Annotated in this window: 19 protein-coding genes and 1 riboswitch; of the genes, 14 read left to right on the top strand and 5 right to left on the bottom strand. The window is 67.7% G+C overall.

The window, feature by feature from the left end; translation table 11 throughout:
- Positions 1 to 28 precede the first annotated feature (28 nt).
- Together AB0M14_RS37560 and AB0M14_RS37565 are read left to right on the top strand one after the other, a co-directional pair.
- On the top strand, positions 29 to 1,003 hold the full coding sequence (locus AB0M14_RS37560; RefSeq protein WP_365004948.1) for a helix-turn-helix domain-containing protein: 975 nt from the start codon (positions 29 to 31) through the stop codon (positions 1,001 to 1,003).
- Between the two features lie 129 nt (positions 1,004 to 1,132).
- A complete protein-coding gene (locus AB0M14_RS37565) occupies positions 1,133 to 1,789 on the top strand; it encodes a hypothetical protein (RefSeq protein ID WP_365004951.1) in 657 nt (218 codons plus the stop codon).
- A 52-nt stretch (positions 1,790 to 1,841) separates the two neighbouring features.
- On the opposite strand, the gene AB0M14_RS37570 is transcribed toward AB0M14_RS37565, so the two are convergent.
- On the bottom strand, positions 1,842 to 2,459 hold the full coding sequence (locus tag AB0M14_RS37570; RefSeq protein ID WP_365004953.1) for a suppressor of fused domain protein: 618 nt from the start codon (positions 2,457 to 2,459) through the stop codon (positions 1,842 to 1,844).
- Complete coding sequence (locus AB0M14_RS37575; protein ID WP_365004956.1) at positions 2,452 to 2,826, bottom strand: RDD family protein; 375 nt, start codon at positions 2,824 to 2,826, stop codon at positions 2,452 to 2,454. The genes AB0M14_RS37570 and AB0M14_RS37575 overlap by 8 nt, the downstream gene beginning before the upstream one ends.
- A 333-nt stretch (positions 2,827 to 3,159) precedes the next feature.
- Here AB0M14_RS37575 and AB0M14_RS37580 point away from each other — a divergent pair, with 333 nt between their 5' ends.
- The 5 genes from AB0M14_RS37580 to AB0M14_RS37600 are packed head-to-tail and all read left to right on the top strand — an operon-like array spanning position 3,160 to position 16,637.
- Positions 3,160 to 5,076: a hypothetical protein gene (locus tag AB0M14_RS37580; RefSeq protein WP_365004959.1), complete on the top strand. Its 1,917-nt coding sequence runs from the start codon at positions 3,160 to 3,162 to the stop codon at positions 5,074 to 5,076.
- The gene (locus AB0M14_RS37585) at positions 5,073 to 5,867 is read left to right on the top strand and encodes an ESX secretion-associated protein EspG (RefSeq protein WP_365004962.1); all 795 of its coding nucleotides are present in this window, start codon (positions 5,073 to 5,075) and stop codon (positions 5,865 to 5,867) included. Before AB0M14_RS37580 ends, AB0M14_RS37585 begins: the two co-directional genes overlap by 4 nt.
- Positions 5,868 to 5,889: 22 nt before the next feature.
- Complete coding sequence (locus tag AB0M14_RS37590) at positions 5,890 to 6,219, top strand: hypothetical protein (RefSeq protein WP_365004965.1); 330 nt, start codon at positions 5,890 to 5,892, stop codon at positions 6,217 to 6,219.
- An 8-nt stretch (positions 6,220 to 6,227) separates the two neighbouring features.
- Positions 6,228 to 6,782: a YbaB/EbfC family nucleoid-associated protein gene (locus AB0M14_RS37595; RefSeq protein WP_365004967.1), complete on the top strand. Its 555-nt coding sequence runs from the start codon at positions 6,228 to 6,230 to the stop codon at positions 6,780 to 6,782.
- Positions 6,783 to 6,788: 6 nt separating this feature from the next.
- Complete coding sequence (locus AB0M14_RS37600) at positions 6,789 to 16,637, top strand: hypothetical protein (protein WP_365004970.1); 9,849 nt, start codon at positions 6,789 to 6,791, stop codon at positions 16,635 to 16,637.
- A gap of 9 nt (positions 16,638 to 16,646) precedes the next feature.
- Here AB0M14_RS37600 and AB0M14_RS37605 read toward each other — a convergent pair whose 3' ends face one another.
- Positions 16,647 to 17,813 carry an alpha/beta hydrolase gene (locus AB0M14_RS37605; protein WP_365004973.1) on the bottom strand — a complete coding sequence of 389 codons (1,167 nt, stop codon included), beginning with the start codon at positions 17,811 to 17,813 and terminating at the stop codon, positions 16,647 to 16,649.
- 177 nt (positions 17,814 to 17,990) lie between these two features.
- A riboswitch (cobalamin riboswitch) is annotated at positions 17,991 to 18,058 on the top strand.
- Positions 18,059 to 18,214: 156 nt separating this feature from the next.
- Between AB0M14_RS37605 and AB0M14_RS37610 the strand changes: the two genes are divergently transcribed.
- The 7 genes from AB0M14_RS37610 (at position 18,215) to AB0M14_RS37640 (ending at position 24,535) form a co-directional block, all read left to right on the top strand.
- Positions 18,215 to 19,246, top strand: coding sequence for an iron ABC transporter permease (locus tag AB0M14_RS37610; RefSeq protein WP_365004976.1), 1,032 nt, complete (start codon positions 18,215 to 18,217; stop codon positions 19,244 to 19,246).
- A gap of 31 nt (positions 19,247 to 19,277) precedes the next feature.
- On the top strand, positions 19,278 to 19,544 hold the full coding sequence (locus AB0M14_RS37615; RefSeq protein ID WP_365004979.1) for a hypothetical protein: 267 nt from the start codon (positions 19,278 to 19,280) through the stop codon (positions 19,542 to 19,544).
- Between the two features lie 128 nt (positions 19,545 to 19,672).
- Positions 19,673 to 20,485 carry an ABC transporter ATP-binding protein gene (locus tag AB0M14_RS37620; protein ID WP_365004982.1) on the top strand — a complete coding sequence of 271 codons (813 nt, stop codon included), beginning with the start codon at positions 19,673 to 19,675 and terminating at the stop codon, positions 20,483 to 20,485.
- Positions 20,486 to 20,508: 23 nt separating this feature from the next.
- Entirely contained in the window at positions 20,509 to 21,531 is a 1,023-nt protein-coding gene (locus tag AB0M14_RS37625) for an ABC transporter substrate-binding protein (RefSeq protein WP_365004985.1), read from the top strand.
- A 94-nt stretch (positions 21,532 to 21,625) separates the two neighbouring features.
- On the top strand, positions 21,626 to 22,909 hold the full coding sequence (locus tag AB0M14_RS37630; RefSeq protein WP_365004988.1) for a DUF2786 domain-containing protein: 1,284 nt from the start codon (positions 21,626 to 21,628) through the stop codon (positions 22,907 to 22,909).
- 93 nt (positions 22,910 to 23,002) lie between these two features.
- On the top strand, positions 23,003 to 23,722 hold the full coding sequence (locus AB0M14_RS37635; RefSeq protein WP_365004991.1) for a DsbA family oxidoreductase: 720 nt from the start codon (positions 23,003 to 23,005) through the stop codon (positions 23,720 to 23,722).
- Between the two features lie 66 nt (positions 23,723 to 23,788).
- Positions 23,789 to 24,535: a hypothetical protein gene (locus tag AB0M14_RS37640; protein WP_365004994.1), complete on the top strand. Its 747-nt coding sequence runs from the start codon at positions 23,789 to 23,791 to the stop codon at positions 24,533 to 24,535.
- A 559-nt stretch (positions 24,536 to 25,094) separates the two neighbouring features.
- Here AB0M14_RS37640 and AB0M14_RS37645 read toward each other — a convergent pair.
- Both AB0M14_RS37645 and AB0M14_RS37650 read right to left on the bottom strand, forming a co-directional pair.
- Entirely contained in the window at positions 25,095 to 25,565 is a 471-nt protein-coding gene (locus AB0M14_RS37645; RefSeq protein WP_365004997.1) for an SRPBCC domain-containing protein, read from the bottom strand.
- A gap of 11 nt (positions 25,566 to 25,576) precedes the next feature.
- Positions 25,577 to 26,395 (bottom strand): DUF1206 domain-containing protein, encoded by an 819-nt coding sequence (locus AB0M14_RS37650; RefSeq protein ID WP_365005000.1) that lies wholly within the window; start codon positions 26,393 to 26,395, stop codon positions 25,577 to 25,579.
- Positions 26,396 to 26,589: the final 194 nt, after the last annotated feature.

Consider the following 26,589-nt stretch of genomic DNA (forward strand, 5'->3'; position numbering starts at 1 on the left):
ATGCGACGCGATCAGTAGCATGCGCGACATGGAAGTTGCGGTCTTCGTTGGCGATGGCGTTGCCGACTTCGGATATGCCGCACTGATCGAGGGCTTCAACATGGCCAACGCCGTGCGCGCGGAGGTGCCCGCGCCGCCCGCGCCGTGGCAGATCCGGACCGTCTCGCTCACCGGCGACGTGCGCACCGCCAACGGCCATACCCTGGCGGCCATCCCGCTGACCGACTTGGCCGACGAGTTCAGCCTGCTCGTCATTCCCGCGGTGCACGTCCTCGGGACCGAACCACTCATCGAACTGGTGTCGGCTCCGCGGAGCCGGCCCGTGCTGGACCGTATTCGCCGCGCCCATCACGACCGGGTCCGCCTGGCCGCGGCCTGCACCGGGACGTTCTTCCTCGCCGAAGCCGGTGTGCTCGACGGCGAACCGGCCACCACGAGCTGGTGGCTCGGGCCGGGTTTCCGCCGCAGATATCCGCGCGTCGCACTCGACGAGAACCGCATCCTGTGCCGCGGCGACCGGGTCATCACCGCCGGCGCTTCGCTCTCGCACATGGACCTGGCGCTGTCGCTCGTGCACGAGTCCAGTCCGGCACTGGCCGAGCTGGCCGGGCGCTACCTCGCGATCGGCAATCGGAAAACCCAGGCCGAGTTCGCGATTCCCGAGGTCGTGGCCCGCGGCGACGCCCTGGTGACCGCCTTCGAACGCTGGGTGCGGGCGCACCTGTCCGAGCCGTTCCGGTTGTCGGCCGCCGCGGGTGACCTCGGCACCACCGCGCGTAGTCTGCAACGCGCCACCAAAGCCGAACTCGGCATCTCCCCGCGCGATTTCGCCGGCGATATCCGGCTCGAACGCGCCGCGCACCTGCTCCGCACCACCGCGTTGACCGTCGAGGCCGTCGCCGCGAAAGTCGGCTACACCGACGCAGTTTCGTTGCGTAATCTGGTGCGCCGCCGGCGTGGTATGAGCATCGCCGAGTTGCGTAGCTCACGAACGCTCGGGTGAACGGTCATATCAACCGACTGTAAAACCTGTTGCCGCGCAGTAACTGTTTTCTGCTATGCATGGTTGAATCGCGGAGGCCCCGGGGGGCCGTCGTCTGTTGTCAGCACGGATAGGATTCGCAGGACTCGCATGAGCGCACCACAACCACCCAATCCCTACAACCAGCCCGGCGGGTGGCAGCCCCAGCAACCTTATGGCGCGCAGCAGCCCTACGGCGGCCAGCAGCCCTACGGCCAGCAACAGCCCTACGGCGCGCCGCAGCAACCGTACGGACCAGCGGGCCAACAGCCTCCGCAGTACGGCGCGCCCGGCCAGCAGCCCTATGGCCAGCAGTTCCCGCAGCCGCCCCGCAACGGCGGCAACAAAACCCTGCCGCTGCTGCTCGGCGGCGGAGCCGTGCTGGTCATCGTGATCATCGTGGGTGCCTTCTTCCTGTTCTCCGGTGAGGACGGCGGCATCGGCGGCTCCTCCAAGAGCCCGCGCGAGGTGGCCGAGGCCTGGGTCAACGGCACCGGCGACAAGAAGAACCTGGTCTGCAAGTCGGATCTGGCGAAGATCGATAGCGTGAAGACCACCGGCACCGTCCCCACCAACGTGCCCAAGGTCGACGCGAAGAGCACGTTGAAGAGCGTCGACGTGCCCAGCGGAGCCAGCAGCGGCAGCTTCACCACCGAGATCAGCGTGAAGATCGCGGGCAAGACCAATACGCAGAGCTTCACCTACAAATTGGTGCAGGAAAGCGGCGACTGGAAAGTCTGCGGACTCACCGAGGCGCTGCTCAAGTAAAGACTTCCCGACCGCCCGGCATCCGGTGATGCCGGGCGGCCGGATATCCGGGCTAGCGTCCGATCAGCGTGCCACGGTCGATATCGGTGACATGCAAGGGCAACTGGTTCGCCAGAAACGCCAGCACGGCCGCGGCGTTACCGCCCCGCGCGGCGTCGTACTCCGCCAGCGTCAGGCCCACCACCTGCAAGAACTCCACACTGCCGTGCGAAGTTTCGATCTCCCCGAGTTCCGGATCCAAGGTGAAGGCCATCGCGCGAATCGCGCTGTCCTCCGCCCCGCCGAGCGGACCCGCCGCCTTCATCGTGTGCCCGGCCTCGAACCACTTCTCGGTGCTGAACACATACCGTGCCAGCGATTGCAGAAGTTCCGCCGGCCACATCGGCGGCTGCGGCTCGCCTCGGCGCGTCGCGACGCGCACTGTGAATTCGAACCCCCACCCGGAGACATCCGGGTCCGGGGATTCCTTCGCATAGAGCTCGGACATCCCATAGCTGATGTAGTGCCAGTGCGGAATCGGTTCCGTCCTGGCGAAAATGCTGATGCCATCCAGCGGATCCGGCCCACCCAGCGACCACGGCTGCTTCGTACCCAGATGAAATGGCTGAACAGTGCCGTACAACCGTTGCAGCGCGCGATCGATGGCGGTCCAACCGGCCGACTCACCCATGCGTCACCGCCAGATCCCGGCGACGAACCACCCGCAGGCCGTGCGCTTCCCCGATACCGCCGGCGTCCTCGGCCAGCACCATCAGCCCGAGCAGGAAGAACCCGAGCAGCCAGCGCCCCACGGTGCGCCAGAAACCCGGCCTGCCAGCGTCTTTCGCCTGAATCACCCGCAGCGACAGCAGCTGCTTCCCGGCACTGCCTCCTACCGCGACCGTGCCCGCGACGTGGTTCACGAACGAAATCGCCAGCACCGCAGGCGGAAACAGCAGCAGGAACATCAGATCGCTCGGCGTATGACCGAGCAGCCCCCAGACGATCCCGAACCCGGCCGACGGCGCCAGCACCGCATCGATCAATGCGGCCGACACCAACCGCCCCTCCCCTGCCGCCTCCGGCACCCGCGCCGGTAACGGCGACTGGGGCGGCGGGGGGTAACCATAAGAATGCACGGCGTCCGATTCTGGCACAACGATGAATGCACTGCCACCACACCGTGATTCATTACATTGCTTTGAGGTGATTTTACAGTTCTTTGATGATGCGCCGGACGGGCTCCTCAAAGAACTGTAAAAAGCCCTCCACCGCCGCATAATTCGGTTTTCCATCAGGTGGATAGCTGCTTCACTCGAGATATCCAGACGCCGGGCGATTTTCGCCGTCCCGGCGCTGCGGGGTATCGAGCGGGCGGTAGGAGTCACGGGATGGCGAACGGGGACGGGGAACCGGCGGTGGCCGATCTGACCGGGCTGCTGGCGAGCGGGTTGCCAGTAGGCTGGGGCGACTTGTCGACGGCCGCGCAAGAAGGGCTGCTACTGGTCGACAACGGCGCCGCCTTCTCCGCGGCCACAGCCTTCAACGATGCCATCGGGTATCTGATGGCGATCGACACCGGCGCCCAGTGGATGTCCGTGGCGGTCGACCGGGTGGCGGGCCTCAACAGCTGGCTGACCGCGATGCAGAAGGTGAACCTGCGGACGATCGCGCTGACAGATGCGCTGGACGGTATGCGCGGCGTGATGTCGGACCTCTACAACACCCTGGTCACGGCCGGCAAGGCATACGAGGCGGCCGAGGAAGTCTCCGCGGCCGGCTTCGACACCCTCACCGCACCGGCCATGACAATGGACCTGCCCTTCATCAGCAGCAACGAATCACCCTTCACCTGGACCGGGGGCAATAAGCCGGAAGGATTGTCCGATGGCCTCCGGTCCCAAGCGCCCGAGAGCGTCCTGCCGCCGAGTCTCGGCCCGCTTTCCGACGACGCGGACAATATGAGCTGGGACCAGCTTTTCGACGTCGGTCAGTCGATCCGCGACAACAACATCGTGTCGAAGTTCGCAGCGACCGCCGAGCGTTGGTGGCAGCTGGCCGATCTGGTCGAACAAACCTTGGTGACACCCAAGGAACAATTGGCGGCGATCGCCGCCGACTCCTGGCAAGGGGACGGAGCGGCGGCCGCGGTCACAGCGGTAGGCACCTTCATGGCCGAGGCCGGCAAAACCGTCGATGCCGTACGCCTGACCGGAGATCTCATTCATTTCGTCTCGGAATGGGCCGGTGCGACCGAGACCTCCATGCCGGTGTTCCAGGATTATTCGCGCGGGCTCAGCGCCGACGACAACGCCGTAATGCGCGAGGGCGAATGGATGCGGCCCTACGCGGTCGACTCCTTCTTGACCGAGCTGGGCGATTTCCGGAAGTCGTTCCACGACAACTATGTCGAAAATATTCTGCTGACCGACAAATCCGTGCCGGAGATTCCGATTCCAACGAATCCGGCGCTGGACGACGCCGATCCGCCGAGCGGCACTGCCGACGACGACACCAACCCCGGCGGTGGCGGGAACGACCTGGGCGCCATCGAACCCCGTGCCTGGCCGGGCAGTCACTCCCCATCCGAGCTGCCGTCCGACCTCGCACCCGACACGCAACCGGCAGGCGTGAACACCCCACCCACGGACAGCTCCCAGACGCCGGAGCCAACCGGACAGCAGCAGTCGGCCCAGCCGGACCTGAGTACCCTCGAACAGCTGGCACAGCAGGGTTCCCAGGCACTTCAGGAATCGCCGCAGAACTCCGCCGCGACACCACTCGCCACGAATCCTGTTGCGAGCGTTCCGACTTCCCTGAATCCAGCGTCGAATCCGGCAGCCGGTTGGCGGCCCTCGGGTTCGGGCAGTGGTGCAACCCCGAAAGCCGACCTCGGTAGTCACCGCTCGCCGGCCGATTCATCGAAGTTGTTCCCGCGCGCGAGTGCGAGCGGAAACGACCTCGCGTCCGCGATCCGGGCGGGAACCGCCGCCGGTGCGCAAGCTCCAGCGGCCGGTTCACCTGGCGCGACGGGGTCGCCAGGCGCGGCAGCACGCGGCAAGGAGGACGAACGGCGGACACGCCCACGGTATCTGGAGTCAACCGAGCACCTCGAGGACGCGATGGGCCAGGCGCTGGAAACCACGCGTCCGGTCGCGGGTGCGGCGGCCGCCCCCGCCGCGCCCACGCCCAGAACGGCGGTTCCGGTGGTGGTGCCCGCGCCGGACCGTACGCCCGCGCCGGAGGCGCCTGCCCCGCAGGTGTCCACCCCGCAACGCCCCGCACCCCAGACGGTGCCGGCCCGATGATCCGCGGGTGGCGCTTCACGGATCTGGAATTCGTTGTCCTCTGGGAGGAACTGCGTGAGCACCGGCTCCCGGCGCCGTTCATCTACACCAGTCGCACCGAGTACCTGCATGAGGCGGAGCGGGCGAAACGAGAGGCCCGGGAAGGGCTGCGCGAGCGAGGGGATTCGTCCTTCGACGGGGTGCTGGCAGCGGTGGCCCGCCCCGATCTCAGGATCACTGTAAGCGGCTGCGCGGCAGCCGATCCGGAGGATCCACGCGGCCGGATCCGCGTACACGCCGCGCGCAGCGGCCCCCGCTGCTTCGTCCTCACTCAGCTGCCCGGCGAAACAATCTGGCACAGTGGCGGGTTCACGGTCGCCGAGTACAACGCGCTGGAGATGGCCGACGCGGTCGTAGCCCGGATGCCGGCATATCCGGGTGGCCATCGGCAGCACCTGACCTTCCCCGCCACGCTGGAGAACAGCGACTGCGAATACGGCCAGTCCTGGGTTCGTGAAACCGACGACAGCCCGCGGACCGACCCCGTCGGTGAGTTCTGGAGCGCGCCCGTGCTCCGGTTCGGAATTATCCAGATCGAGCAGGGCAGTTCACGTTTCGGTCCCCGTGGGGTCGCTCGTCGCGCGCTGGCCTGGCGGGATGTGGCCGAGGACGGGCGCTATGTCCTCGCCGGCGATCCAGCCGCCGCCATGGGAGTCGATGCCCGGCACTTGATCGCACGGATCAACAGCGAGATCGCCTGGATTGTCCGGGCCATCAAGGACGAGCGCGCGGGACAACCGCACCGCGCCTGACCGAGCGGAAAGGAACAACACGATGAGCAGCGAAATCGAAGTCGACCTCGAGGCCATGCGGCAGGCCGGCCGCGGCACCGAGCAGGTGCGCGACGGATTCCAGCAGGCGGCCGATACGGGCCGAGCGTGCCTGGACCAGTTCAACGCGGCCTACAGCGGTGACAGCTTCGACGCCGATTTCGCCAACGGTCGTGACGGCAATCCCGGGTTTCGTGCGTACATGAACGTCCTCATCGAGGCGGCGGCCAGTTGCGCCACTTCCGGGACCGATATCACCGAAGCTCAGGACATGACCCTGGACCTGCTGAACGTCACCGACGAATCGTCGGCGTCGAGCTTCGGTCGGCGGTAGGAGCAGCGGTGCGGGACAGGCAGGCTGCCCGGGGTGAACTGGCCGGGATGATGGACGACTTCCGGAGTCGGATGCGGGCGATCGGTGCGGTCGCGCGGCAGCGCGCGCAGATCACCGCGACCGCGACGACGGCCGATGAGACGGTCGCGGTCACCGTGAATGCCGACGGTCAGGTGATCGGCACCCGCTTCTTCGGTGAGTTCCGGGCGCTGACACCGGAACAGCTCGGCGCCGCGGTCACCGCGGTCGCGCAGGCCGCCGCCGACGACGCCGCCCGGCAACTCCAGGAGTTGCTGGCACCGCTCGCGGACGAGCGGGCGCGGCAGCCGAAGCTGTCCGATCTGATCTCCGGGATCCCGGATCTGGAAGCCGAGAGGCCGCCGGTCCCGTCGGCGCGAATCCCTTTGGGGTACAACGAGGCCGAGAGTGCCGAACGACTCTCCGGCCCGCTCTCCGAGGTGGCGGACGATCCCGACGGAGCGCTGCCGAACTGGCAGTTCGACGACACCGGGGACGCCGTAACCGAGGCGGGATCCGAGGTGTCGGATCGAGGATGGGGTTAGCGACCGGTGGGATTGCCGTTTCCGGAATGGGCGATCGACTACGCCTGGCTCGCCGGCGCGGATTGGCCGCACGCCGACGAGGACCTGATCGAGGCCCTCGGCGACAGCCTGACCGAGATCGCCGAGGTGCTGCTCGGGGCGGAAGTGCCCGATGCCATCTATGCCGCCATCCGATCCAACGCGGCCGCGTACCCGGGCGGGGACGGCGGCAGCGCCATCGAGAACGCGCTGCGGGGTCTGCTGGACGGCGGAATCGCCTTGGAGGAGGGCTTTTCCGGAGCCGCTACCGCGTCCTACGAGTACAGCGACAACATCTTCAGCGCGAAGGTGCAGGGATATATCGCGCTGGGCTGGCTGGTGGCCGAGATCGCGTGGGCGACGCTGTCCGGGCCCGCCGGGCCGGTGATCCACCTCACCGCGCTCATCGTCGCCCGGGAGTTCTTCGAACGGCTGGGTCAGTGGCTGGTGCGGCGAATCGCGCAGGGGCTGCTCAAACTCGGCGTCCACAAGGTACCCACAGTGATGATCGCGCACGGCGCGGCCGAGCTGATCGAGGAAGGGATCACCGAGGCGGCGCAGGGCACCTTGGAAGATGTCGGCGCGCAGACGGTGTCGATCAACTCCGGACGCCAGGACGGCATCAATTGGGGCCAGGTCGGGCTGAACGCCGGCGTCTCGGCGCTCGCCGGTGCGGGCGGCGGCCTCGGCGGTCACATTGCGCACCGGAAGTTCATGCAGATCCCCGGACTGTCGGTCAACCGATTCGGCGGCCTGACGCAGGGGCTCGCGGTCGGCGGTATCGCCGGACTGACCGGCGGTGTCACCGCGGCCCTGGTCACCGGCCAGTGGGATCCGAAAGCGCTACTCGGCGGGGTGATTTCCGGCGCGGCGCCCAGCGGCGTCTACGGCTGGAAGGGCACCTCCGATCACGCTGGCGTCTCCATCGCCCAAGCGGCACAGCAGATGCAGACGCAGAAGCCGTGGATGAGCGCCATGGAAGCGCAGGCACGCGCCGACACCCTGGTGGAGAACCTGCACCGGCAGGTAGACAATCAGCAGCTCACCCCCGCCGCGCGTGCCGCCACCCACGCCGCGATCGACCGTACGGACCAGTTCGCAGTCGAATCTGCCACTGCTCCAAACGATCACAGCAATCCGCAGGTGAATCAGCATGCGCGACTGGCAATGCTGGAGCAGCTCAATATCGGCCATCCTGTCGGGCAGGTGCCGGCCGCGGCAGCACCTGATGGAACCACGGCGCCACCACCGGACCGAAACATTTCCGACGCCGCGACTGGCGCACCCGCCACACAAACCGGCATCGCCCCCGGTCCACAGTCTGGCATCGCCCCCGGCGTGCAATCCGGCATCGCATCTGGCCAACAGGGCGGCGTGGCGTCCAGCCCACAGTCCGGCATCGCGTCTGGCCAACAGAGCGGCGTCGCGTCCGGCCCACAGTCCGGCATCGCGCCTGGCCCACAGTCCGGCATCGCGTCCGGCCCGCAAAGCAGCGGGTCCAGCCAGCAAAGCGGCATGGCGTCCGGCCCACAACGCGGCGGTGCGCCCGGCCTGCAGAACGCGGGCAATCTCCCCTTCGCGGCTGGCGCTCAGGCAGGCACTCACGCCACCACTCCCGCACACGCGAGCAGCGGTAGTTCGCCGAATCTCGGCGATGCTCTCACCCAACCTGAGACCGTCGAAACCTCCAGCGGCGCAGCGCAAGTGGTCAGTGTGCACCCCGCCACGATCGCTCGCGATCTGGTCGCGGCCCTCGAATCGGTCCAGACCCTGCTTCCCGGCTTGACCACCCACCAACTGGATCGAATCGCGGCCCAGCTCGCGCCCCGCGTGGCGGCGGCCGTGCGCCGGTCGGCCAGGTCGGTCCGCATCCAGTCGACCCGCATGCCCGCAGAGTCGGCCGCGCTGCGATGCACGGTGATCGAAGTCGGCGACCATGCCGAAACCTTCGATCTGACAGTCCCGCAACAATTCCCAATGGCCGAGGCTCCGCAGGGTTATCACCCCCAGCCGGCAGGCACGGTCCTCGCAAGCGCGGTCCCCCTCGCTGGAACCCCCATTGTTCTCGCGGGTATCCAAGCGACCTACGCCGCCGAGCCCGCACCCACCCGCCATTCCGAACCGATAGTGGCACCCGAATTCTCAGCCACGGCAACACCGGCATCGGACAACGACCGCGGCCCCGAACCACCTCGTCCACCAGCCGATCTGCCAACCAGCCATCCACTCGGCATCAGGAGCCCGAAACAGCCTGGGCGGCAACCAGATCCGCACCCGCAACGATCCACGCCTCCAGCGGATCCACCCGCCAGTCCGCCACCCGCCAGTCCCCCATCCACCCATCCGACGCCCGCCGACCCGCCACTCGCCGACCCGCCACCGACCAGTCCGCCACCCGCCGACCCGCCACCGACCAGTCCGCCACCCGCCGATCCGACAGCTGGCGGACCCGATTCCGCGGCTGACAGCGATTCGAACCCCGCCACCGTCGATCACTCGACGGCTGCCGAATTCCGGACAGCCATGGCGGATCTCGGCCGCGAGCACACCTGGCTGCAGAGCGTCACCGTCCGGTCAGCCGCGTTCGAACCCACCGAGTTCGGTTCCGTGGATACCGATCTCGGTCCGAACGGTCTCGCGCTGACCATCGCGGTGAACGCACGCCTCCTGACCGACCGGGCAGCGCTGTCGGCACTGGTTGCACAACACGGTATTTCGACTGATGAACCGGTACGTTTCGCAGCGGCGTACCTGGTCGGGCAGGCTCTGGCAGATACCGTGGGCAAAGCGGCGAATCAGCGGGCCCGCCTCGAACTCTTCGAACGATGCCGCGACGTCCATAGTGTCGCTGTCGATCGACGCGTCTTCGAGTCCTGGCTCGACGAGCAATTCAGTGCGCACTGCCGGATCGACCCCGGAGCGGGAGCCCGGCGCTGGATCAAAATGTCCGTGGCGCAACCGGAGTCGTTCGCCGCCCGAGCCGTCGGGGCCGCGTCTCCGGGCGCGGAGGTACTGGCCACCGGCCTGATTCGGGAGGTCGAAGCCCGGCTCGCCGGTGCAACCCCGGCATTGCCACAACTATCGGTCGCGGAAGAGAACGCGAAGGCCGCGATGGCGCGGTTGGTCGAGGAACAGTACGGGATTCAGCTGACCGAGCTGGTGGACTCACCGGCTGTCGGTGTCGGCGTGCTGCGCGAGATCGTGCACACCGTGGCGGTGGCACACGCCTTCCACCCGGAGGTCAAACCCGCGGCGATCGGCCTCGGCGACCTCCTGCGCCCGGCGTACACACGCCAGCTGATCGGCGGCGGTTTCACAATCCGAATAGCCGAAGCAGTCCTGGCCGACCCCGACTTGGAGCGGCGTCGTGCTGCCATGGAAGCGGCAATGGGAGACCTGCGCGGGACCGGACAAGACGTGTTCCTCCGCATCCTCGCGCACGAATTCGGCCATGTCGCACTCGAAGACCAACCGGTGGTCAAAGACGCCGTCGCCACCCACTATCCCGACCTGTTGCGGGCGGAATATCAGCAGGCCGCTACTGCCGACCGCACCTTCGACGCCTGGCTGCACGAGCAGTTCGTCCCGTACTGCTTCAACCCTGACGCGACACTGAAACTCGAAGAGGCCTTCGCCGAGGCCTACGGCGCGGTGCTGTGGGGCGATCCCACCCCGGGGCAGCAGTGCCTTTACGACCTCTGGCACGATCGCCGGACGTCCTTGCTCGGGGCCGAAGCGACCGAATCGCGTTCTGACGCCGAAGTATTCGAGATCAAGCAGCGATTGCGGAATGCGGGAGTCGAAGCAGCCCTGGCCGGGGGCGCCGCCGCGAACCTGTATCGCGGCGAGCCGCGCGCTACCGCCGACCTGGACTTCGTCGTCACCGGCGAGCCGAATGTCCTGCTCGCACAACTCACGGCCGGCTTCCCGGACTACGAGGTGCTCCCGCAAGCCGACGCGAACGGCACGCTACACACGATCTACCTGCGCGGGCCGCGCATCGCCGTCGACTTGATGATGGCCGAAGGCCGGGTTGAGCAGGCGGCGCTGAACCGGGCCGTCGACGGTGTCATGACCGTCGAGGATCTGATCCTGTTCAAGCTCATGGCTCTGGACGCCGCGGACCGGCCGCAGGATCTCGACGATCTCGTCTCGATCCTGCGGGCCGGACATGACCTGGATGTGGACTATCTGTCGGACCGAGTCCTGCACGAATTGCTCGACACCGAGTGGACAGCGGCCTACGACGCGGCCGGTCTGCCCGCGCCGGAGCTGGATTACGCGTCCTATCTCGCTGTCGCGGAACTGGACGGCTTCGACAACACCATGGTCGATTTGACGGAGTCGATTCTGGCGGCGATGCACGCCGAGTCCGGCCCGGACCTGTCGGATCTGGGCCCCGTAAACACCTGTGTGCCTGACTCATTGGGCCGCGTCGCCGCGGATCAGGGTCCGGTAGTCGACGTCCCGGAACAGCAGCCCGGCAACCTCGCGGGCACGCGCTGGGCCGATGTGCGACCACGGTTGCGGGGCGCGCAGCCGCAAGGATGCGTGTCCCACGCGACACTGATCGGATCGTTGATGACGCGCGGCGGGCCCGGAACGATGGCGTGGGTCCTCGATGAGCGCACGACGGTGGACCAGTTCGGCGTGGGTGCGCATGCCTACGCGGTGAAATTCCTGGGCGGCAACAGTTTCGACATCGACGGCCGACCGGTCAGCTACGAAGGAACCGACGAACACGGTCAGGAATGGTTCCGGACCGAAGCCGGTGACCGGAAGTCGCTGGCAGAACTGACCGGCGGCAGTCGCGAAGAGACCGCGGCGACGTGGGTAGCCGCCTGGCGCGACGGCCAGGTGCTGACCGGCATCGGCGATCCCACGCTGCGACAACCGGAAGACGACCTGCGTATCGGTCGAACCACCGATAACGATGCCGCTGACGCTGATTCGGGCCGGCCACCGGCGCACGCCCCACCCGAGATCGCAAGGACCCTGGCACGCCTCAGGCGGCTGGCGGAGCTCGTAGAACAACGCCGGAAACTGTCCGAAAAGCGGAAGGAGGTGCATGCGGAGCGGGTCCAGGCCCGGCTCGAGCGGGACCGGCTACCCGCGACCGCGCACCTGGCGGCCGCCCTGGGGCTGGACCCGGTCGACGATTTCGACAGCCTCGATCGAGCGTTGAGCCAGGCCGAACTCACCTCCACGCTCGAGTCGATGCTGGCCGCCGAGGCGGCCGAACCCGCACCTGTCGACCAGGACGACCCGATGCGGGCCCCGGTGGAGTCCGGCCGGACGGCCCCGTGGACGCCGGTGCCCAGCAACCAGCTGCGCGAATTTCAGTCCGCGGCGGAACATTTCAACGACTTGGATGCCCAGTTTCGGGAATTGGAACGCAAGATCTCGGATCTCGACCGCCGGCTCGCCGGGACGCGGGACGCCGAACAGATCCAGGCCGCCGACGACCACCACGCCCGGTTGCGCGCACTGGAAGCGCGGCAGTCCGTCGAGGGCGGCCGCATCGTGGACAACTCCGTGCTGTACCAGCGCGGCCCGGTTCCCAGGATCGTCGTCATCGGCATGCCGTCCGACTCCACCGCCGACCTCGACGCCACCTTCGAACAGGCGATGACAGTCGATAGCGCTGTGGCACAGGCGATCCGGCACCAATACGGCGACGGCGTGGCGCCGATGAAGGTCGAGTACCGACGACTCGTCCCGGCAGGGGACGGCCGGTACCGGCTCGAACAGCTGCCAGGGCCGGCACTGCGGCCGCCGAACGGTCCAGCGGTACTGCGCGGCGAAGCCATCGACCTCACACTCTGGCGCGACAGCGGCGGGGAATGGAAACCCGTACCGCTGCCGCAGGCCGACCTCGAGTTCAACCACCCCACGCTGGGTGTGAACGCCGCGTCCAGTTACGCACGCGCGCTGTGGGCTCCGGCGCCGACGACCGTGGCCGATCGGGCGAAAGCCCCTGCACCGTATACGGATCCACCGTTCCTCGGCTTCACCAAATACGGCATCGTACAAACCGTCGATCCCATCGAAGCCGGTCTACTCCAGGGACTTTCCGCCGGTACGCCGCCCCCTGAGCTGGTGTTCAGCAAAGCGCCGCCGTTCGCTCTCGCCGGAGACTACGTGCTGGGTGATGCCGCGGTCACCACGCAGAATCTCGGTGAAAACCTGTTCCACAGCTTCATCATCGGTTTGAGCATTATCGAGAAACGCGGCCTGCGGCACCCTTGGACGCTGGACTTGCTGCAGCACCGTCCCTGGCTGGGGCGGTTCGCGAGCTGGGTGACGCACTCGATACCAGGTACGGACCTGCCGCCCGGCTTGGCCCCAGCGATCAAGGACTTGCAGGCGCAGATACAGGCCGGCACCATCGGGCCGGCCGCGGTGGCCGCCCGCATCCGGGAATTCGATACCCAGGTCCGGCGGCATCAGGTCCGCTATGACGCCACCCGCTGGCTACCCTTCTTCCGCAGCGCCGGACAGTATCCGTGGTTTCGTCAGGGACAAGCGAATCCGCAACCACTGCACGACGATCCGCATCTGTTCCAGACGCCGGACGGCGCCTTCGTCGACTACCATCAGCCGCTGCACCACGGATCCGAAGAAGACGCCGGAGCACGCCGGCGCGAGAATCGGATGGCCCGGCTGCAGGGACCGGGACCGGCCATCGAGGGCGACATCGCCTCCCTCCAGGAAGACGAACGACTCCAGCGGCAAGCGTGGGATCGGTTGCTGGAGTGGACGGCCGGACAATACGACTGGATCGACCAGCACCGCGACCGGGTCATCGGCAATATCGTCGCGCACGCGATCAACGATCCCGGCCGCTATTCCGGCGGCGACCACCGCACCTGGATATGGTCGGCCGCCGGCAAACGCTGGGTGCTGGACACCGACGGCTCGCAGCTGCCGCGCCACACAGACGGCGGCACCTGGGTGCGCACCAGCACAGGCACTATCCGGCCGGCCGCTGAGCTGCGAAACGCTGTCGGACAAGTCCTCGACCATGCGATGCGCAACGAATTCCGATTCGCCGCCGACCCGGGCCGCAAGGCGCGGCTGGACCCGTCGCCGGATTTCGTCACCGCACTCAACCGCCTGGAGAACGGCGTCCCGCTACGCGCCGACATCCTCATGCTCGAGGATTTTCTGGCCGAAGCCGAGTTCATCACCGAAGCCGAGAATCTGATCGCCGCCGAGCCGCACCGCAAACACCCCCACCCCACCTGGGAGGACGCCAACCGGCACGCGAAGATCCGCGGTCTCGACTGGGACGCGAACCGCCCCGAACTGACCAGCGGCGACACTTGGGAATGGGGCCGCACCCCGCCACCCTGGTCCCCCCACAGCCGGGTATGGCGGAAGAACGCCGGATTCGGTTCGGCCTGGCCGGTTCTCGGGATGCTGACCGGTCGCACACCCGACGGCATCCAATTCCCCGCGGCCACACCGGCTCCAGCGCGCATCCTGCCGGCGCTCAACACCTGTGTCCCCGATTCGCTGGGACGCGTCGCCGCCGATCAAGGTGCCGTCGTCGATGTTCCGCCGATCCAGCCGCACAATCCGTCCGGCTTCCGGTGGCGCACCGTCCGGAAGGCTCTGCGCGGTGCAAAGCCCGAAGGGTTCGGCGGACCCGATCAGAACGGTCACGCCAACCTGATCGAACGCCTGAGACGAAAAGGCGGGCCCGGTGCGATCGCCTGGGTTCTCGACCAACGCACCAGCACCGGCAGATACGGCATCGGCGCACACTCCTACGCCGTGAAATACCTGGGCGGCATGCAATTCGAAGTCGACGGCCGGACGGTCACCTACGACGGACTCGACGACCAGGGCCGAGAATGGTTCCGCACCGAAAACGTCGGCCGGACATCGCTGGCCGACCTGACCGGCGGCACCCGGGCAGAAACAGCGGCAACATGGGCCACGGTATGGCGTGGCAGCCGAGTCATCACCGGTATCGGCGACACTTCCCTGCCGCAACCCGACAACGACCTGCGTATCGGCCGAACCTCCGAGGACGCAGATCGAATCGGCGGTGGCCTGCCGGACCAAGTGCCCGACGGCACTCGGGAATTGCTGATCGACGAACTGGTTCATACCGCGCGAGTCCCCGAATCCGACGCCCGCGTCGCAGCTTTGCGTGCGGCCACGAACGATCAACTCTTGCGCGCGCTGCCGACGGTAGGGAGTTTCCGAAGCCTGAGGCAACTGGCGTTGGTCGAGTTGTACTGGCGGGAGCGGTCGGTCGCGCAGGTCGCCCGGCGACTGCGATTGACCACGGCCGCGGTGAATGAGCTACGCCCGCAGATCATTTCCGATTTCGCCGACAATGTGATCCGGACACGCGCGGAAGATTCCGGAAGAATCGCCGACACACCCCGGTCCGCGGGCGCACTCCGCGCAAGCCGCCAGGGACCGGTGTCCGCTGCTCGAAAGGCCCCGCGAGCTGCCCGAAAGACCGCACGTATGGGGAAGACCAACCTCGCCGCGTTCGAATTGGTCGCTGCGGTCGCGCGCATCGACCCGCAACTGCTCACACCGGGCATCAGAGCGTTGACGCCCACCCAACGGGAGATCCTGACCGATCTACTGCACGGACCGCCCGACGAAATCCAGACGACGGTGGCCGCCATGCCGGCGGGCAACGAGCGACGCGGCGCCATTCGTGGAATCGTCGCGCTGGCCGACGCATTCAGTCTCGGCCGGGCTGAGACTCCCATCGCCGAACTCTGGGCAGCGATCGCGCGCGTACGAGAGTCGGATTCGGACCGATTCGCCTATGAGTGGACCAGTCTGACCAATGGCGAGCGGTCGGTCGCTCGACTGGTGCTGGCAGATCCAGACATCTCCACCGACGATGGCGCGGCCCAACTCGGCGTCGGATACTCAGCCTTCAAGGTCCAGAAATCGCGCGCACTGCGGAGATTGCTCGACGCGCTGTCGGCGAATCCCACCTTCCAGGAGCAGATCTCGACGGCCGATGTCGTCACGAATCTGCGCACGGACGCTCCGGAACAGCTGGACCGTCGTCTCGACGAACTCGGTGCGGAGGACCGCGAGGTCATCGAGGCGCTTCGCGATCAGGGTGCGTCACCGGCTGCCGCGAGCATTCGGTATCGCGCCGTCCAGCACCTCCTGGAGTTGCGGTCGGGGCACAACCCCGATGTGCCGTTCACACTCGGCGCCGAGGGCAGCGCACCGACTGGGCAGGAAATCGCCGAGCGCCTGGTGCGTGAGCAGTCGGATACCGGGACAGTCGCGCCGGTCGCGAATGCGTTGTCCGATGACCGCGAGGTCGTCGCGGCCGCACCGGGCAGCGGGCGGGACATCGCGGAGGACGAGGTCGCCTACCTCCGATCCGACTTGCACCGGATCGAGCAGCATTCGGCGGCCGCTGGCTGGCGAACCTCGGCAGGCTTGTTGCTGCGAGGCGATTCCCGTTCTCCGGCAGAGGTTTTCGATCTCGGGTTCCATCCGAGCACGTCAGGCGAGACATTCCCGTCGCCGTGGACATGGGTGTCGACCACGCGGCGGATCGACGTCGCGGCGGACTATGGGCGGGACGGGGACCTGCGGCGCGTTTATGTCACCGATGCGCCGGGCGGGTTCGTCGATCCGGTCGATATCGGGGCGGCCCCGTTCCTGGTCTCGTTCCCGGCGGGCATCGATCGGAGATTCATCGCAGGCTGCTTCGAGATGTCCGAGGACCAGTGGCAACGGCTTCGATTCACACTGTTCGGACGCGGTTTCGATGCTGTCGCCACGGAACTGCCACGGTTCTGGCGGCCGAATCCGCATTACAGGCCCCACCGCTGAGCCGAGTGCTCAGCCCGGTGCGGCGGAGCCGGTGGCCGCGCGCATCTGCTGCTGGTAGCGCTGCACGAATGGCAGCACCTGGTCGGTGATCACCTGGTTGTATTCGCGCGGGCGTTGAATCGGGTTGGCGTGGCCGGTGTTTCGCGGGTAGGCGACCAGGAGGCTGCCGTCGACGCCGCCGGCCAGTTCGATCAGGAGCTGGTGGGAGTAGGCGACGTCGACGACGCGGTCGCGTTCGGGGTCGCGCGGGCGCAGGAAGACGATGGCGGGACGGGGTTTGCCGGGGATGGGGCGGGACAGGGCGTGCAGGTCGTTGGTGGTGCCGCCGGCGACGATCGCCAGGAATTGGGCCTCGATCAGGCCGTTGCTGGCGGCGTCGGCGGAGAAGATCTTGTCGTGCAGGACGCGTTCGATCACGTCGCGGAGTTCCGGTGTCCGGATGCCGGGGGCTCCGTCGAGGCCGCGGTCGACGAATTCGCCGCGGCGGGCGTACATTTCGACGATCAGCCGGAGGATGCGGCTCTCGCGCGCGCCGGGTAGCCAGCCCATCCAGCGCACCATGTCCTCGCCGCGGCCGCGGCTCTCCTCCCGGACCGCGTTCAAATCCATCGGCGTGCAGTCCAACAGCACGCCGACCAGGCGGCGGTCGCTGCCCGTGTGGATGTGGCGGGCGACCTCGAGCGCGATCACCCCGCCCATGCTGTGGCCCACCAGCATCACGTTCTTCAGGCCGGACATGAGCGCGGCGCGGACGATCAGGTCCGCGATGACCTTCGTGTCGATACCGCGGTTGTCGTATTTGATCGCCCACACCACCCCGAGCCGGCTCAGCGACGGCAGCGCGGCGGCGGTGTTGCTCGCGTTCAGATTGCCGAGTCCGACCAGGTCTACTACGACGGTGTCCCAGTTCTGCTGTTCGCCGGGGGTGGCGACCGGCAGAATCGCGGGCTCGGTGCGGGCGAGCCGGGCCCGCTCCGGTGCGACGTCGTGGGTCCAGTACTGGGCGAAAGCGACCAGTACCGCCACCAGTACCACTGCGAGCCTGACCAGCGTCACCCTGGCGCGGCGCAACGTCGTCCACTCGTGGCCGAGGCGAGTTTCCCGCCAACGGGCCCGGCGTCGCGCATCGTCGTAATCGGTGACGGTGGACGGGTGCCGATCGTCCAACAGCGACATCACTCCACTGTGTCTGGGAAATGGATGGTCCGCCATCGGACTATCCGGTCTCCTCCGGGATAAACCTGACCTTCGCGAAGGACCTCGGTTCACGCCTGGTCGCAACGCCGCAGAGGCCGGTGCGGCAGGCGAACCGAACGGGCCGGTATGGTTCACCCCGTCATTCCCGGCGGGTGCGGGAATCCGGTGTGAATCCGGAACGGTCGCGCCACTGTGATTCGCCCTACCTGGGCGAGAGTCAGACCTCCCTCGCCGGGCGAAGTCTGGAAAGGCCGCGACTTGCCTAATGAGATAAGTACTGCGCCGCGATCCCGAGCGGGGCGGTGGTCCGGCGTGGTCCGTGTGCGGACAACGCACGCTCCCGCGCCGGTTGCACGAACCGACGACCGGACGCATAGCTGATGGTTCGTGTTCGAACCGCGGTCGCGCTGCCGGTCCTCGCGGCGCTGCTGTTGTGCGCGATGGTTCTCGCGACCGGCTTCGGCGCCGAGACCTTGCCGGTTTCAGCCGTCATCGACGTCCTGAAGCACCGGTTGTTCGGCGGCACCGCCGAGGACCTCAGCCTGGACACCATCGTCTGGCAGCTCCGAGTACCCCGCACCGTCCTCGCCGCGATCGTGGGCGCGGGCTTGGCCCTGGCCGGGGCGGCCATGCAGACCCTGGTCCGCAACCCGCTGGCCGACCCCTACCTGCTCGGAGTGTCCTCCGGAGCGGGCGTGGGCGCTGCCGCCGTCATCACCTCCGGGTTGTTCGCCGGCGCCGGTATCTGGGCGCTGTCGGCCGGTGCGCTGGTCGGCGCGTTCGCCGCGGCGGCAATGGTTTTCGTCATCGCGGTGGCGCAGGGCGGGTTGACGCCACTGCGCCTGGTGCTGACCGGAACGGTGCTCGGGTCGGCGTTCGCCGCCTTCAGCAGCTACCTGGTCTTTCGCAGCAAGGATCCTGCCGCCGCCCAGTCGGTCCTGTTCTGGCTGCTCGGCAGCCTCGCCGGCGCGGACTGGACCAAACTCGGACTGCCCGTGGCCGTCGTCGCGCTCGCCGCCCTGGCGCTCTATGTCGTCAGTGGCTGGCTCGACGCGCTCGCCTTCGGCGCCGACACCGCCGCCGCCATCGGCGTCCCGGTCAAGCAACTGCGAATCGCCCTGTTCGTACTGCTCGCGATTCTGGTGGGCGTGCTCGTCGCGGTCTCCGGCGGCATCGGCTTCGTCGGACTGGTCATTCCGCATGCCGCACGTCTCGTCGTCGGCCCACGCCACCGCAACCTGCTGCCCGCAAGCGCGCTGTGCGGGGCGCTGTTCCTGGTCGTCGCCGACGCCGCCACCCGCGCACTCGGCCGCCCGACCGAGATCCCCGTCGGCGTCCTGACCGGCCTCATCGGCGCACCGGCCTTCCTGCTCCTGCTGGGCCGCCGCCGCTACCACTTCGGAGAATCATGAACCGCGGCTTCCGTTTACGGCCGGGATCAGTGTGCTCGCACCCGGCACGGCCGCGCCGCGCTGCCCCGTTCCGCCCGCGACCAGGCGAATCCGTGCCACCGCCCTGCCCGGCCTGCGCGCGACCAGGCAAATCCGTGCCACCACCCCGGTCGGCCTGCGCACAACCAGCCGAATGCGTGCCGCCGCCCTGCCCGGCCTGCGCGCAACCAGGCAAATCCGTGCCACCACCCCGGTCGGCCTGCGCACAACCAGCCGAATGCGTGCCGCCGCCCCGGTCTGCCTGCACGCAAACACGTAAGTCCGGGCCCCTGCCATGCCCGGTCTGCGCGCGACCAGGCGAATTCCTGTCGGCCCCGGGTCGGCCTGCGCAGGGCCAGGCGAATGTGTGTCGTCGCTTTGCCCAGCATCGCCCAGAGCGGGCCGAGCGTGACTGATTCGGAACATTCCTCGAACGCGGCGAGCGGTGCTGCCGTAGCGGCTCACGGACTGGCGTGCACTGCGGGCAAACGACGCGTCATCTCCGAGGCGACCTTCGACGTCGAACCGGGCGAGGTCGTCGGCATCGTGGGCCCGAACGGGAGTGGCAAGTCCACCTTGTTGCGCGTGCTCGCTGGGGTACAGCGCCCCGGGCACGGACAGGTCATCGTGGACGGCACTGTGCTGCATGATCTTTCACCGCGCCGCCGGGCCCGGATCGTGGCCCTCGTCGCTCAGGACGAGCGCCCGCCTGCGGACCTGCGGGCCGGAGAAGTCGTCGCGCTGGGCCGCACGCCGTATCTCCCGCCGTGGGGCGCGGGATCGCCGCGCGAGCAGAAAATCATCGAAGAAGCCTTGGCCACAGTCGATCTGGCCGGATTCGCGGATCGGCCGGTGCAGCATCTCTCCGGCGGTGAGCGGCAGCGGGTGCTGCTCGCCCGCGCACTGGTGCAGGACACTCCGGTCCTACTGCTCGATGAACCGACCAACCATCTCGACATCACCCATCAGCTCGAATTGCTAGCGCTGACACGGACTCTGAACCGCACCGTCATCATGGCCCTGCACGAACTGTCGCTGGCCGACCGCTACTGCGATCGAATCTTGGTGTTGCACAACGGCACCACGCACCCGCTCGAGGCGCCAGCAAATGCCCTGCGCCCGGACGTCCTCGAAGCCGTTTTCGGCGTGCACGCCATCCGGGTCCAGCACCCGGACACCGGCGAATCACATCTTCTATTCACCCCCACCGCGTCCGTATGACGCGCTCGCGAAAGGCAATACCGATGAGGAACATCGTCCGAGTGCTGGCCGCGGCCGCACTGGCCACCACCCTGGCAGCCTGCGGGAACCAAGCCCCCGCAGCCGGCACGCTGACCATCCGCAACTGCGACGCCGACGTGCAGTTTCCGGCGAAGGCGGAGCGGATGTTCGTCAACGACGGCAACCTGGTCTCCATGGCGCTCGCCCTCGGTGCGCAGGACCAGGTGGTCGCCGTCTCCAGCGTCCAGCGGGACGCCGACACCTTGCGCCGGCACTACGGCGCGGCGGTCGACGGCTTGAAATCGGTTGCCCCGCAATACCCCTCGCGGGAGACCGTGCTCGCGCAGCGCCCGGACGTGATGGTGGCGGGCTGGAACTACGGCTACGACGAAGCCAAGAACCTCACCCCCGCCTCGCTGCAGAAAGACGGCGTCGCCGCCTATGTCCTCACCGAGAGCTGCCGCCAGCCCGGCGAAGGCACCCGCGGCATCGTCGAACCGTGGACCGCGCTGCGCACCGACCTCACCAACCTCGGGGCCATCACCGGCCGCGCCGACCGCGCCACCGAACTCACGACCGACCTGGACCAGCGCCTCGCCGCCCTGAAATCCGCGCCGCAACCCGCGCGCAAGCCCAACATCTTCCTCTTCGACAGCGCCAGCGACACCATCTTCTCCAGCGGCAAATTCGGTGCGCCGCAAGCGATCCTGGAGGCCGCGGGCGGCCGCAACATCCTCGACGACGTCGACGACACCTGGACCAAGGTCTCCTGGGAGCGCCTGGCGGCCGCCGACCCTGACGCCATCATGTTCGTCGACTACCCCGAGCAGACCTTCGCCCAGAAGGTCGAGCTGCTGCGCGGCAAGCCCGGCATCAACCAGCTCCGCGCCGTCACCGAAAGCCGCTTCCTGAACCTGCCCTACGCCCTGTGGACCAGCGGCCCGCTCAACATCGACGCCGCCGAGCAGATCCGCAAGCAACTGGAGCGCTGGAACCTGGTCCCTGCCTCCACCGTCACCCCGAGAGCCGACGACGCCATCCGCTGATCATTGTCGGCCCCGGCAGGCGGCTTCCGGAGCTGTCGGTGCGGGGCCGTACCGTGCAGATACCGCACCAACCGACGATGAAGGGGGGCCGCCCATGGGTAAGAAGCCGAATCGTGCGCATCGGGCGGCCAAGCAGCGGGCGCGGATGGGCGGCTCCGATTTCTGGGTCACGCACGGCGGTACCGGTCCGCGGACCCCGGAGCAGGTGGCCAATGCGCTCATGGCCGCCGCTCTGGAGACCGCCAAGGGCGACACGCTCGTCGCCGGGCAGTTCGCCATGGAGCTTGCGCAAGATCCGCTCACCCCGGAGCTGGAACATGGTGCGCACCTGGCCGGCCAGCATGTCGTCACCCGGGTATTCGCGAACGGCTGGCTCCCCGCCGACGTCTATCAGGCTGCCCGTCGCCGGGTCGACGAATTCGCGGTCAGCTTCCTCGTCGACGTGCTGGCCACCTATCTCGAGCCCTACCCCGCCGCCGCGGTCGACGACACCTGGCATGCGCAGATCGAGGCGATCGGAGTGCGCGTGTGGTGGTCCGCGGAGCGACCGCATCTGAGCCAGTGGGCCGGGAAACAACTGCTCACCCCCGCCGAAGCGCTGACCACGGTCATCCACGCCCTGGCCCTGCTGATCCAGCTGCCGAAGTTGGAGATCATTCGGCCGCTCCCCGGCACCGTGCCCCGTTCCGCTACGGGCGTCGTGCACCGCGCCGACGGCAAAGCGCTCACCAGAGTGCGCGGCCTGCTGGCCAAAGCCGAGTCCACCTCGTTTCCTGAGGAGGCCGAGGCGCTGTCGGCGAAAGCCCAGGAGCTGATGACCAAGTACGCCATAGATCGCGTCCTGATCGAGGCCCAAGGCATCGCCGCCGACCTGCCCGGCGCCCGCCGCATCTGGCTCGACACCCCCTACCTGGACGCCAAGGCGCTGCTGGTGGAAGTCGTCACCGAAGCGAATCGCTGCCGCGCCATCTTCTCGGACTGGGGCTTCACCACCGTCGTCGGCGACGAACCCGACCTGGACGCGGTCGAAATGCTGGTCACCTCGCTGCTCGTCCAAGCCACCCGCGCCATGATCGCCAGCGGCGACCCGGATGTCCGCGACGCGCACTCCCGCAGCCGTTCCTTCCGCAAGTCGTTCCTGCTCGCCTACGCCACCCGCGTCGGCGAGCGGCTCGCCGCGGCGAACAAGGCCACGATCGCCGAATCCACCGACCCGGAGCGGCTGCTTCCGGTGCTGGCCTCCCAGCAGGCCAGAGTCGACAAAGCCTTCGACACCTTGTTCCCCGCGGTCGCGCCGAAACGCACGACCATCGCCAGCGCCGCGGGCTGGGATGCCGGACGCGCCGCCGCCGATCGCGCCCGGCTCCAGCCACGCTGACCAGCTCTGGGAACATTCGCGCAGGTCACGCTGTTTCCAATCGGTAGTACTCGCGGCGGAGATCCCGCTCGCGCGGGAACGGAACGAGGTGTCATGGCCGTACAGGTCGAGATCTGGACCGATATCAACTGTCCCTTCTGCTACCTGGGCAAACGGCGGTTCGAGGAGGCGCTCGCGGGTTTCCCGCACCGGGACGCCGTCGAGGTGCTGCACCGGTCCTTCGAATTGGATCCCACCCTGGATCCCGGACACAGCGATGCGGTGATCCCGCACATCGCCGCGAAGTACGGCATCAGCGAGGCGCAGGCCGCAGCCAACGAACGCGGCATCGGAGTACAGGCCGAGGCAATGGGGCTGGACTATCGGATCGAGGGGCGCGACTTCGGTAGCAGCTTCGATATGCATCGGCTGCTGCACTTCGCCCTCGCCCAGGGCCGGCAGGAAGCGCTGCTGGACGCGCTGTACGAAGCCAACTTCGCCGACGAGCGGCCGCTGTTCGGCGACACCGAGCGTCTGGTGCAGGTGGCGATCGGCGCCGGATTCGACGAGGCCCAGGTCCGAGCCGTGCTGGCCGATCCGGAGGCATACGCCGACGCGGTGCGCGCCGACGAAGCCGAGGCCGCCCGGCTGGGTGCGCGCGGCGTGCCGTTCTTCGTCATCGACCGCAAATACGGGGTCTCCGGCGCCCAGCCGCCGGAGGTATTCACCCAGGCGCTCGAGCGAGCGTGGACCGACCACGCCCCTGAGATCGAGGTGCTCGGCGGCACCGACGACGCCTGCGGACCCGAAGGGTGCGCCGTCCCGCAGCGGTGACTCGCGGAGATAACCCGCCCGGTGAGTAGTCTGCGAGGACAGAGCTTTTCGGTGAAGGGTAGGGATATGTCGGTCGCGACCGCGGTAAGTGATCAGATTCAGCGGGTCGGCGGGAGCTTCATGTTCTCGCGGGAAGCCAAGGATTTCGCGGCCACCACCGGAGTCGACGGGTTCCTCGGCGGGTACGTCCGTGGCCGCGGTGGCGTGCTGGGTGATGTGGACGCCGACGTCGTGTCCTCAGCGTTCGGCTTCCTGCCGCTGAACACGATTCGCGCCGGCTGGGATACGACGGCGGCCATTCCGGCGGCGAAAGCGGCCGAGGGTTACCTCGGCGCATGTCAGGATTTCGGGCGGCGCAAACTGGCGGCCTTCGAGGCGGCCCCGCGGCTCGCGGAGCTCCTGGAAGCCGTTGTGCAGGAAGCGGATTCGGCCGGATCCGCATTGTTCGCCGGCTGGCGGGCGATGCCGCTGGCGGCGGACGCGCCGGCCCGGGTGCTGCACCTGGCCCATACCTTGCGGGAGCTCCGCGGCGGGTTGCACCTGATGGCGATCCGCGCGAGCGGATTGACGCCGCTCCAGGCGGTGGTGATCAAGGGGTCGCCGTTCAACGACGGTCCGGCGCAGGCGGCCTGGTTCGGGTGGGACACGCCGTTCCCCGAGATCACGCCGGAGTTGCGGGAGCGGTGGGAGCGAGCCGAGGCGCTCACCGACGAGATGATCAGCCCGGCTTTCTCGGTGCTGGGTGTCGCGGCGAGCGCGGAGTTCGTCGCCCTCGTATCCGACTGCCACGAGGCGATTTTCGCCAGGCGCTGAGCATGCCGCCGCCGCCGCCTGGCCGCGAGCGCTGCCTAGACATCCGGCCGACGCGCGAATGCTGCCTAGACATCCGGCCGACACGCGAGCGCTGCCTAGGCGTCCGGGCCGACACGCGAATGTTGACTAGGCGTCTGGCCGAGGTGCGAATGCTGCGGTGCGGTGTGCAGTCGCGGGCGGCGCTGCGGTGGAGCTGGTTACAGCACTGGAAGTGACTGCACACGTGCGATCGGCACTGTGCGGTGACGGCCCGGCCTGTGCAGTCATCCTCACTCAGTTCGCCACAGCCTATGGTCCGGTGCGAGAAGGCGGCCGGTCTCGGGCTAGGCGTCTGGCCGAAGCGCGAGCGCTGCCTGGACGTCTGACCGAAGCGCGAATGCTGCAGTGGTGGGTGTGTTACTCGCCCGGTAGCGCTGTGGTGGAGCTGGTTACAACGCTGGGTGTGACTGCACAGGCGCTGTGTGGTGACGGCCTGGCCTGTGCAGTCGCCCCCAGCCAGTTCGCTGTGGGGGGTGACAGCCTGGAGTGTGCCGTCACCCTCGCGCAGTTCGGCGCAGCTCTAGGGGACTCGGCCGGTTTCGGCTAGTGCGGCGAGCTTGGCGAGGGAGAGGCGCCAGCCGAGTTCGTTCTGTTCGGGGTCCACTCCGTGGGGGAGGTTTTCGTGGATGGCGATGATGTCGGTGCCGCCGTTTGCGGCGTCGGTGAGCGTTATGGCGATTGTCATTTCGCCGCTCATCGTGGGGTCGTCGGATTCGAATTCGACGATTTGCACGACCTGTTCGTCGGGTACCAATGTGATGAAGCGGCCGTGGTGGGTGTCGGTCTGCGCGGTGGTTTTGCCGGTGCCGGTCGGGTCGTCGTAGGTGAGGGAGATCCGGAAGTGGCCGCCCTCGCGGGCGTCGAATTCGTGGACCTCACTGGACATTCCGGTCGGTACCTGCCAGGTCTGGACCGATTCCGCGTCGACCAGCAGGCGGTAGACAGCCGACCTGGGCGCATTGACGTGCTTGCCGATGGTGGTGGTCGCCATACCCGCACACGCTACATCTTCGCGAACCGCGCCATGACGAAGCTGTACAGGCCGTAGACGATGATGCCCAGCGCGGCCACGACCAGCAGGATCACGCCGTACGGTTGCGCGCCAAGGGTTTTCAGCGCGCCGTCGAGACCCGCGACCTCATCCGGCTTGGAGTGGAAGGTCGCGATGATCAGCAACCCGCCGACCGCGGCGACGGCGAGTCCCTTCACGATGTAGGCGGTCATGCCCATCCGGCGGACCAGCTGGCTGACGCCGCCCTGCAAGTCCTTCAGGAACTTCTTACTGGCGCCCTTGTCGAGGTGGTAGCCACCGACACCGATGATCACCAGTGCGATCAGCACGAGAAGCAGTTTGCCGCCGGCGCTCTCCATCAGACGCGCGCTCCAGCTTTTGCTTTCGCTGCTGCTGGATTTGCCCGCGCCACGGGCGAAGCTCAGGGCAGTGAACGCGAAGACCAGGTAGATGACCGCCAGCGCGAAGGCTTTGCCGCGCCGGAACGCTTCGTGCTTCTTGTCGTCGTGGTCGGGTTTGGAGGCGCTGCCGAAGAACGTCTCAGCGAGACGCCACAGCGAGAGCAAAACGAAAGCGACTACGGCGAGCCACAATACGAACACGCCGCCCGGTTTGCTTGCCAGCTCGGCCATGGCGCCGGACTGATCGGCGGTACCGCCACCGCCGCCGAAGGCCAGACGCAGCGCGATGTAGCCGATGATCAGATGGACGACCCCCGTCATTACGTAACCGGCGCGCGCGAAGCGCTCGAACGTGGGGTGTTGGGCGATCCGCTCCGCTTGGGAGATCTTGCCGGCCGTGGTGCTCATCGAGATCCTCACTCCTGTCGAACTGATTCCGGCGGTACCCGGACAGGAGCTCTCGAAACAAGGTGTGGGAGAACGCAAAAAGGCCCCCCAACAATGTTGGGGGGCCTTTCGCAATGATGTTCCGGCGGTGTCCTACTCTCCCACACCCTGTCGAGTGCAGTACCATCGGCGCAGGTGGCCTTAGCTTCCGGGTT

The organism is Nocardia sp. NPDC051832 (assembly GCF_040681285.1).
Taxonomy (GTDB): domain Bacteria; phylum Actinomycetota; class Actinomycetes; order Mycobacteriales; family Mycobacteriaceae; genus Nocardia.

What these genes read in the sequence shown, in the direction of transcription:
- AB0M14_RS37640 (WP_365004994.1), top strand. Translation starts at nt 23,789, where the DNA reads ATGTCGGTCGCGACCGCGGTAAGTGATCAGATTCAGCGGGTCGGCGGG.
- AB0M14_RS37585 (WP_365004962.1), top strand. Translation starts at nt 5,073, where the DNA reads ATGATCCGCGGGTGGCGCTTCACGGATCTGGAATTCGTTGTCCTCTGG.
- AB0M14_RS37630 (WP_365004988.1), top strand. Translation starts at nt 21,626, where the DNA reads ATGGGTAAGAAGCCGAATCGTGCGCATCGGGCGGCCAAGCAGCGGGCG.
- AB0M14_RS37610 (WP_365004976.1), top strand. Translation starts at nt 18,215, where the DNA reads ATGGTTCGTGTTCGAACCGCGGTCGCGCTGCCGGTCCTCGCGGCGCTG.
- AB0M14_RS37650 (WP_365005000.1), bottom strand. Translation starts at nt 26,395, where the DNA reads ATGAGCACCACGGCCGGCAAGATCTCCCAAGCGGAGCGGATCGCCCAA.
- AB0M14_RS37560 (WP_365004948.1), top strand. Translation starts at nt 29, where the DNA reads ATGGAAGTTGCGGTCTTCGTTGGCGATGGCGTTGCCGACTTCGGATAT.
- AB0M14_RS37565 (WP_365004951.1), top strand. Translation starts at nt 1,133, where the DNA reads ATGAGCGCACCACAACCACCCAATCCCTACAACCAGCCCGGCGGGTGG.
- AB0M14_RS37625 (WP_365004985.1), top strand. Translation starts at nt 20,509, where the DNA reads ATGAGGAACATCGTCCGAGTGCTGGCCGCGGCCGCACTGGCCACCACC.
- AB0M14_RS37605 (WP_365004973.1), bottom strand. Translation starts at nt 17,813, where the DNA reads ATGTCGCTGTTGGACGATCGGCACCCGTCCACCGTCACCGATTACGAC.
- AB0M14_RS37570 (WP_365004953.1), bottom strand. Translation starts at nt 2,459, where the DNA reads ATGGGTGAGTCGGCCGGTTGGACCGCCATCGATCGCGCGCTGCAACGG.
- AB0M14_RS37580 (WP_365004959.1), top strand. Translation starts at nt 3,160, where the DNA reads ATGGCGAACGGGGACGGGGAACCGGCGGTGGCCGATCTGACCGGGCTG.
- AB0M14_RS37645 (WP_365004997.1), bottom strand. Translation starts at nt 25,565, where the DNA reads ATGGCGACCACCACCATCGGCAAGCACGTCAATGCGCCCAGGTCGGCT.
- AB0M14_RS37590 (WP_365004965.1), top strand. Translation starts at nt 5,890, where the DNA reads ATGAGCAGCGAAATCGAAGTCGACCTCGAGGCCATGCGGCAGGCCGGC.
- AB0M14_RS37635 (WP_365004991.1), top strand. Translation starts at nt 23,003, where the DNA reads ATGGCCGTACAGGTCGAGATCTGGACCGATATCAACTGTCCCTTCTGC.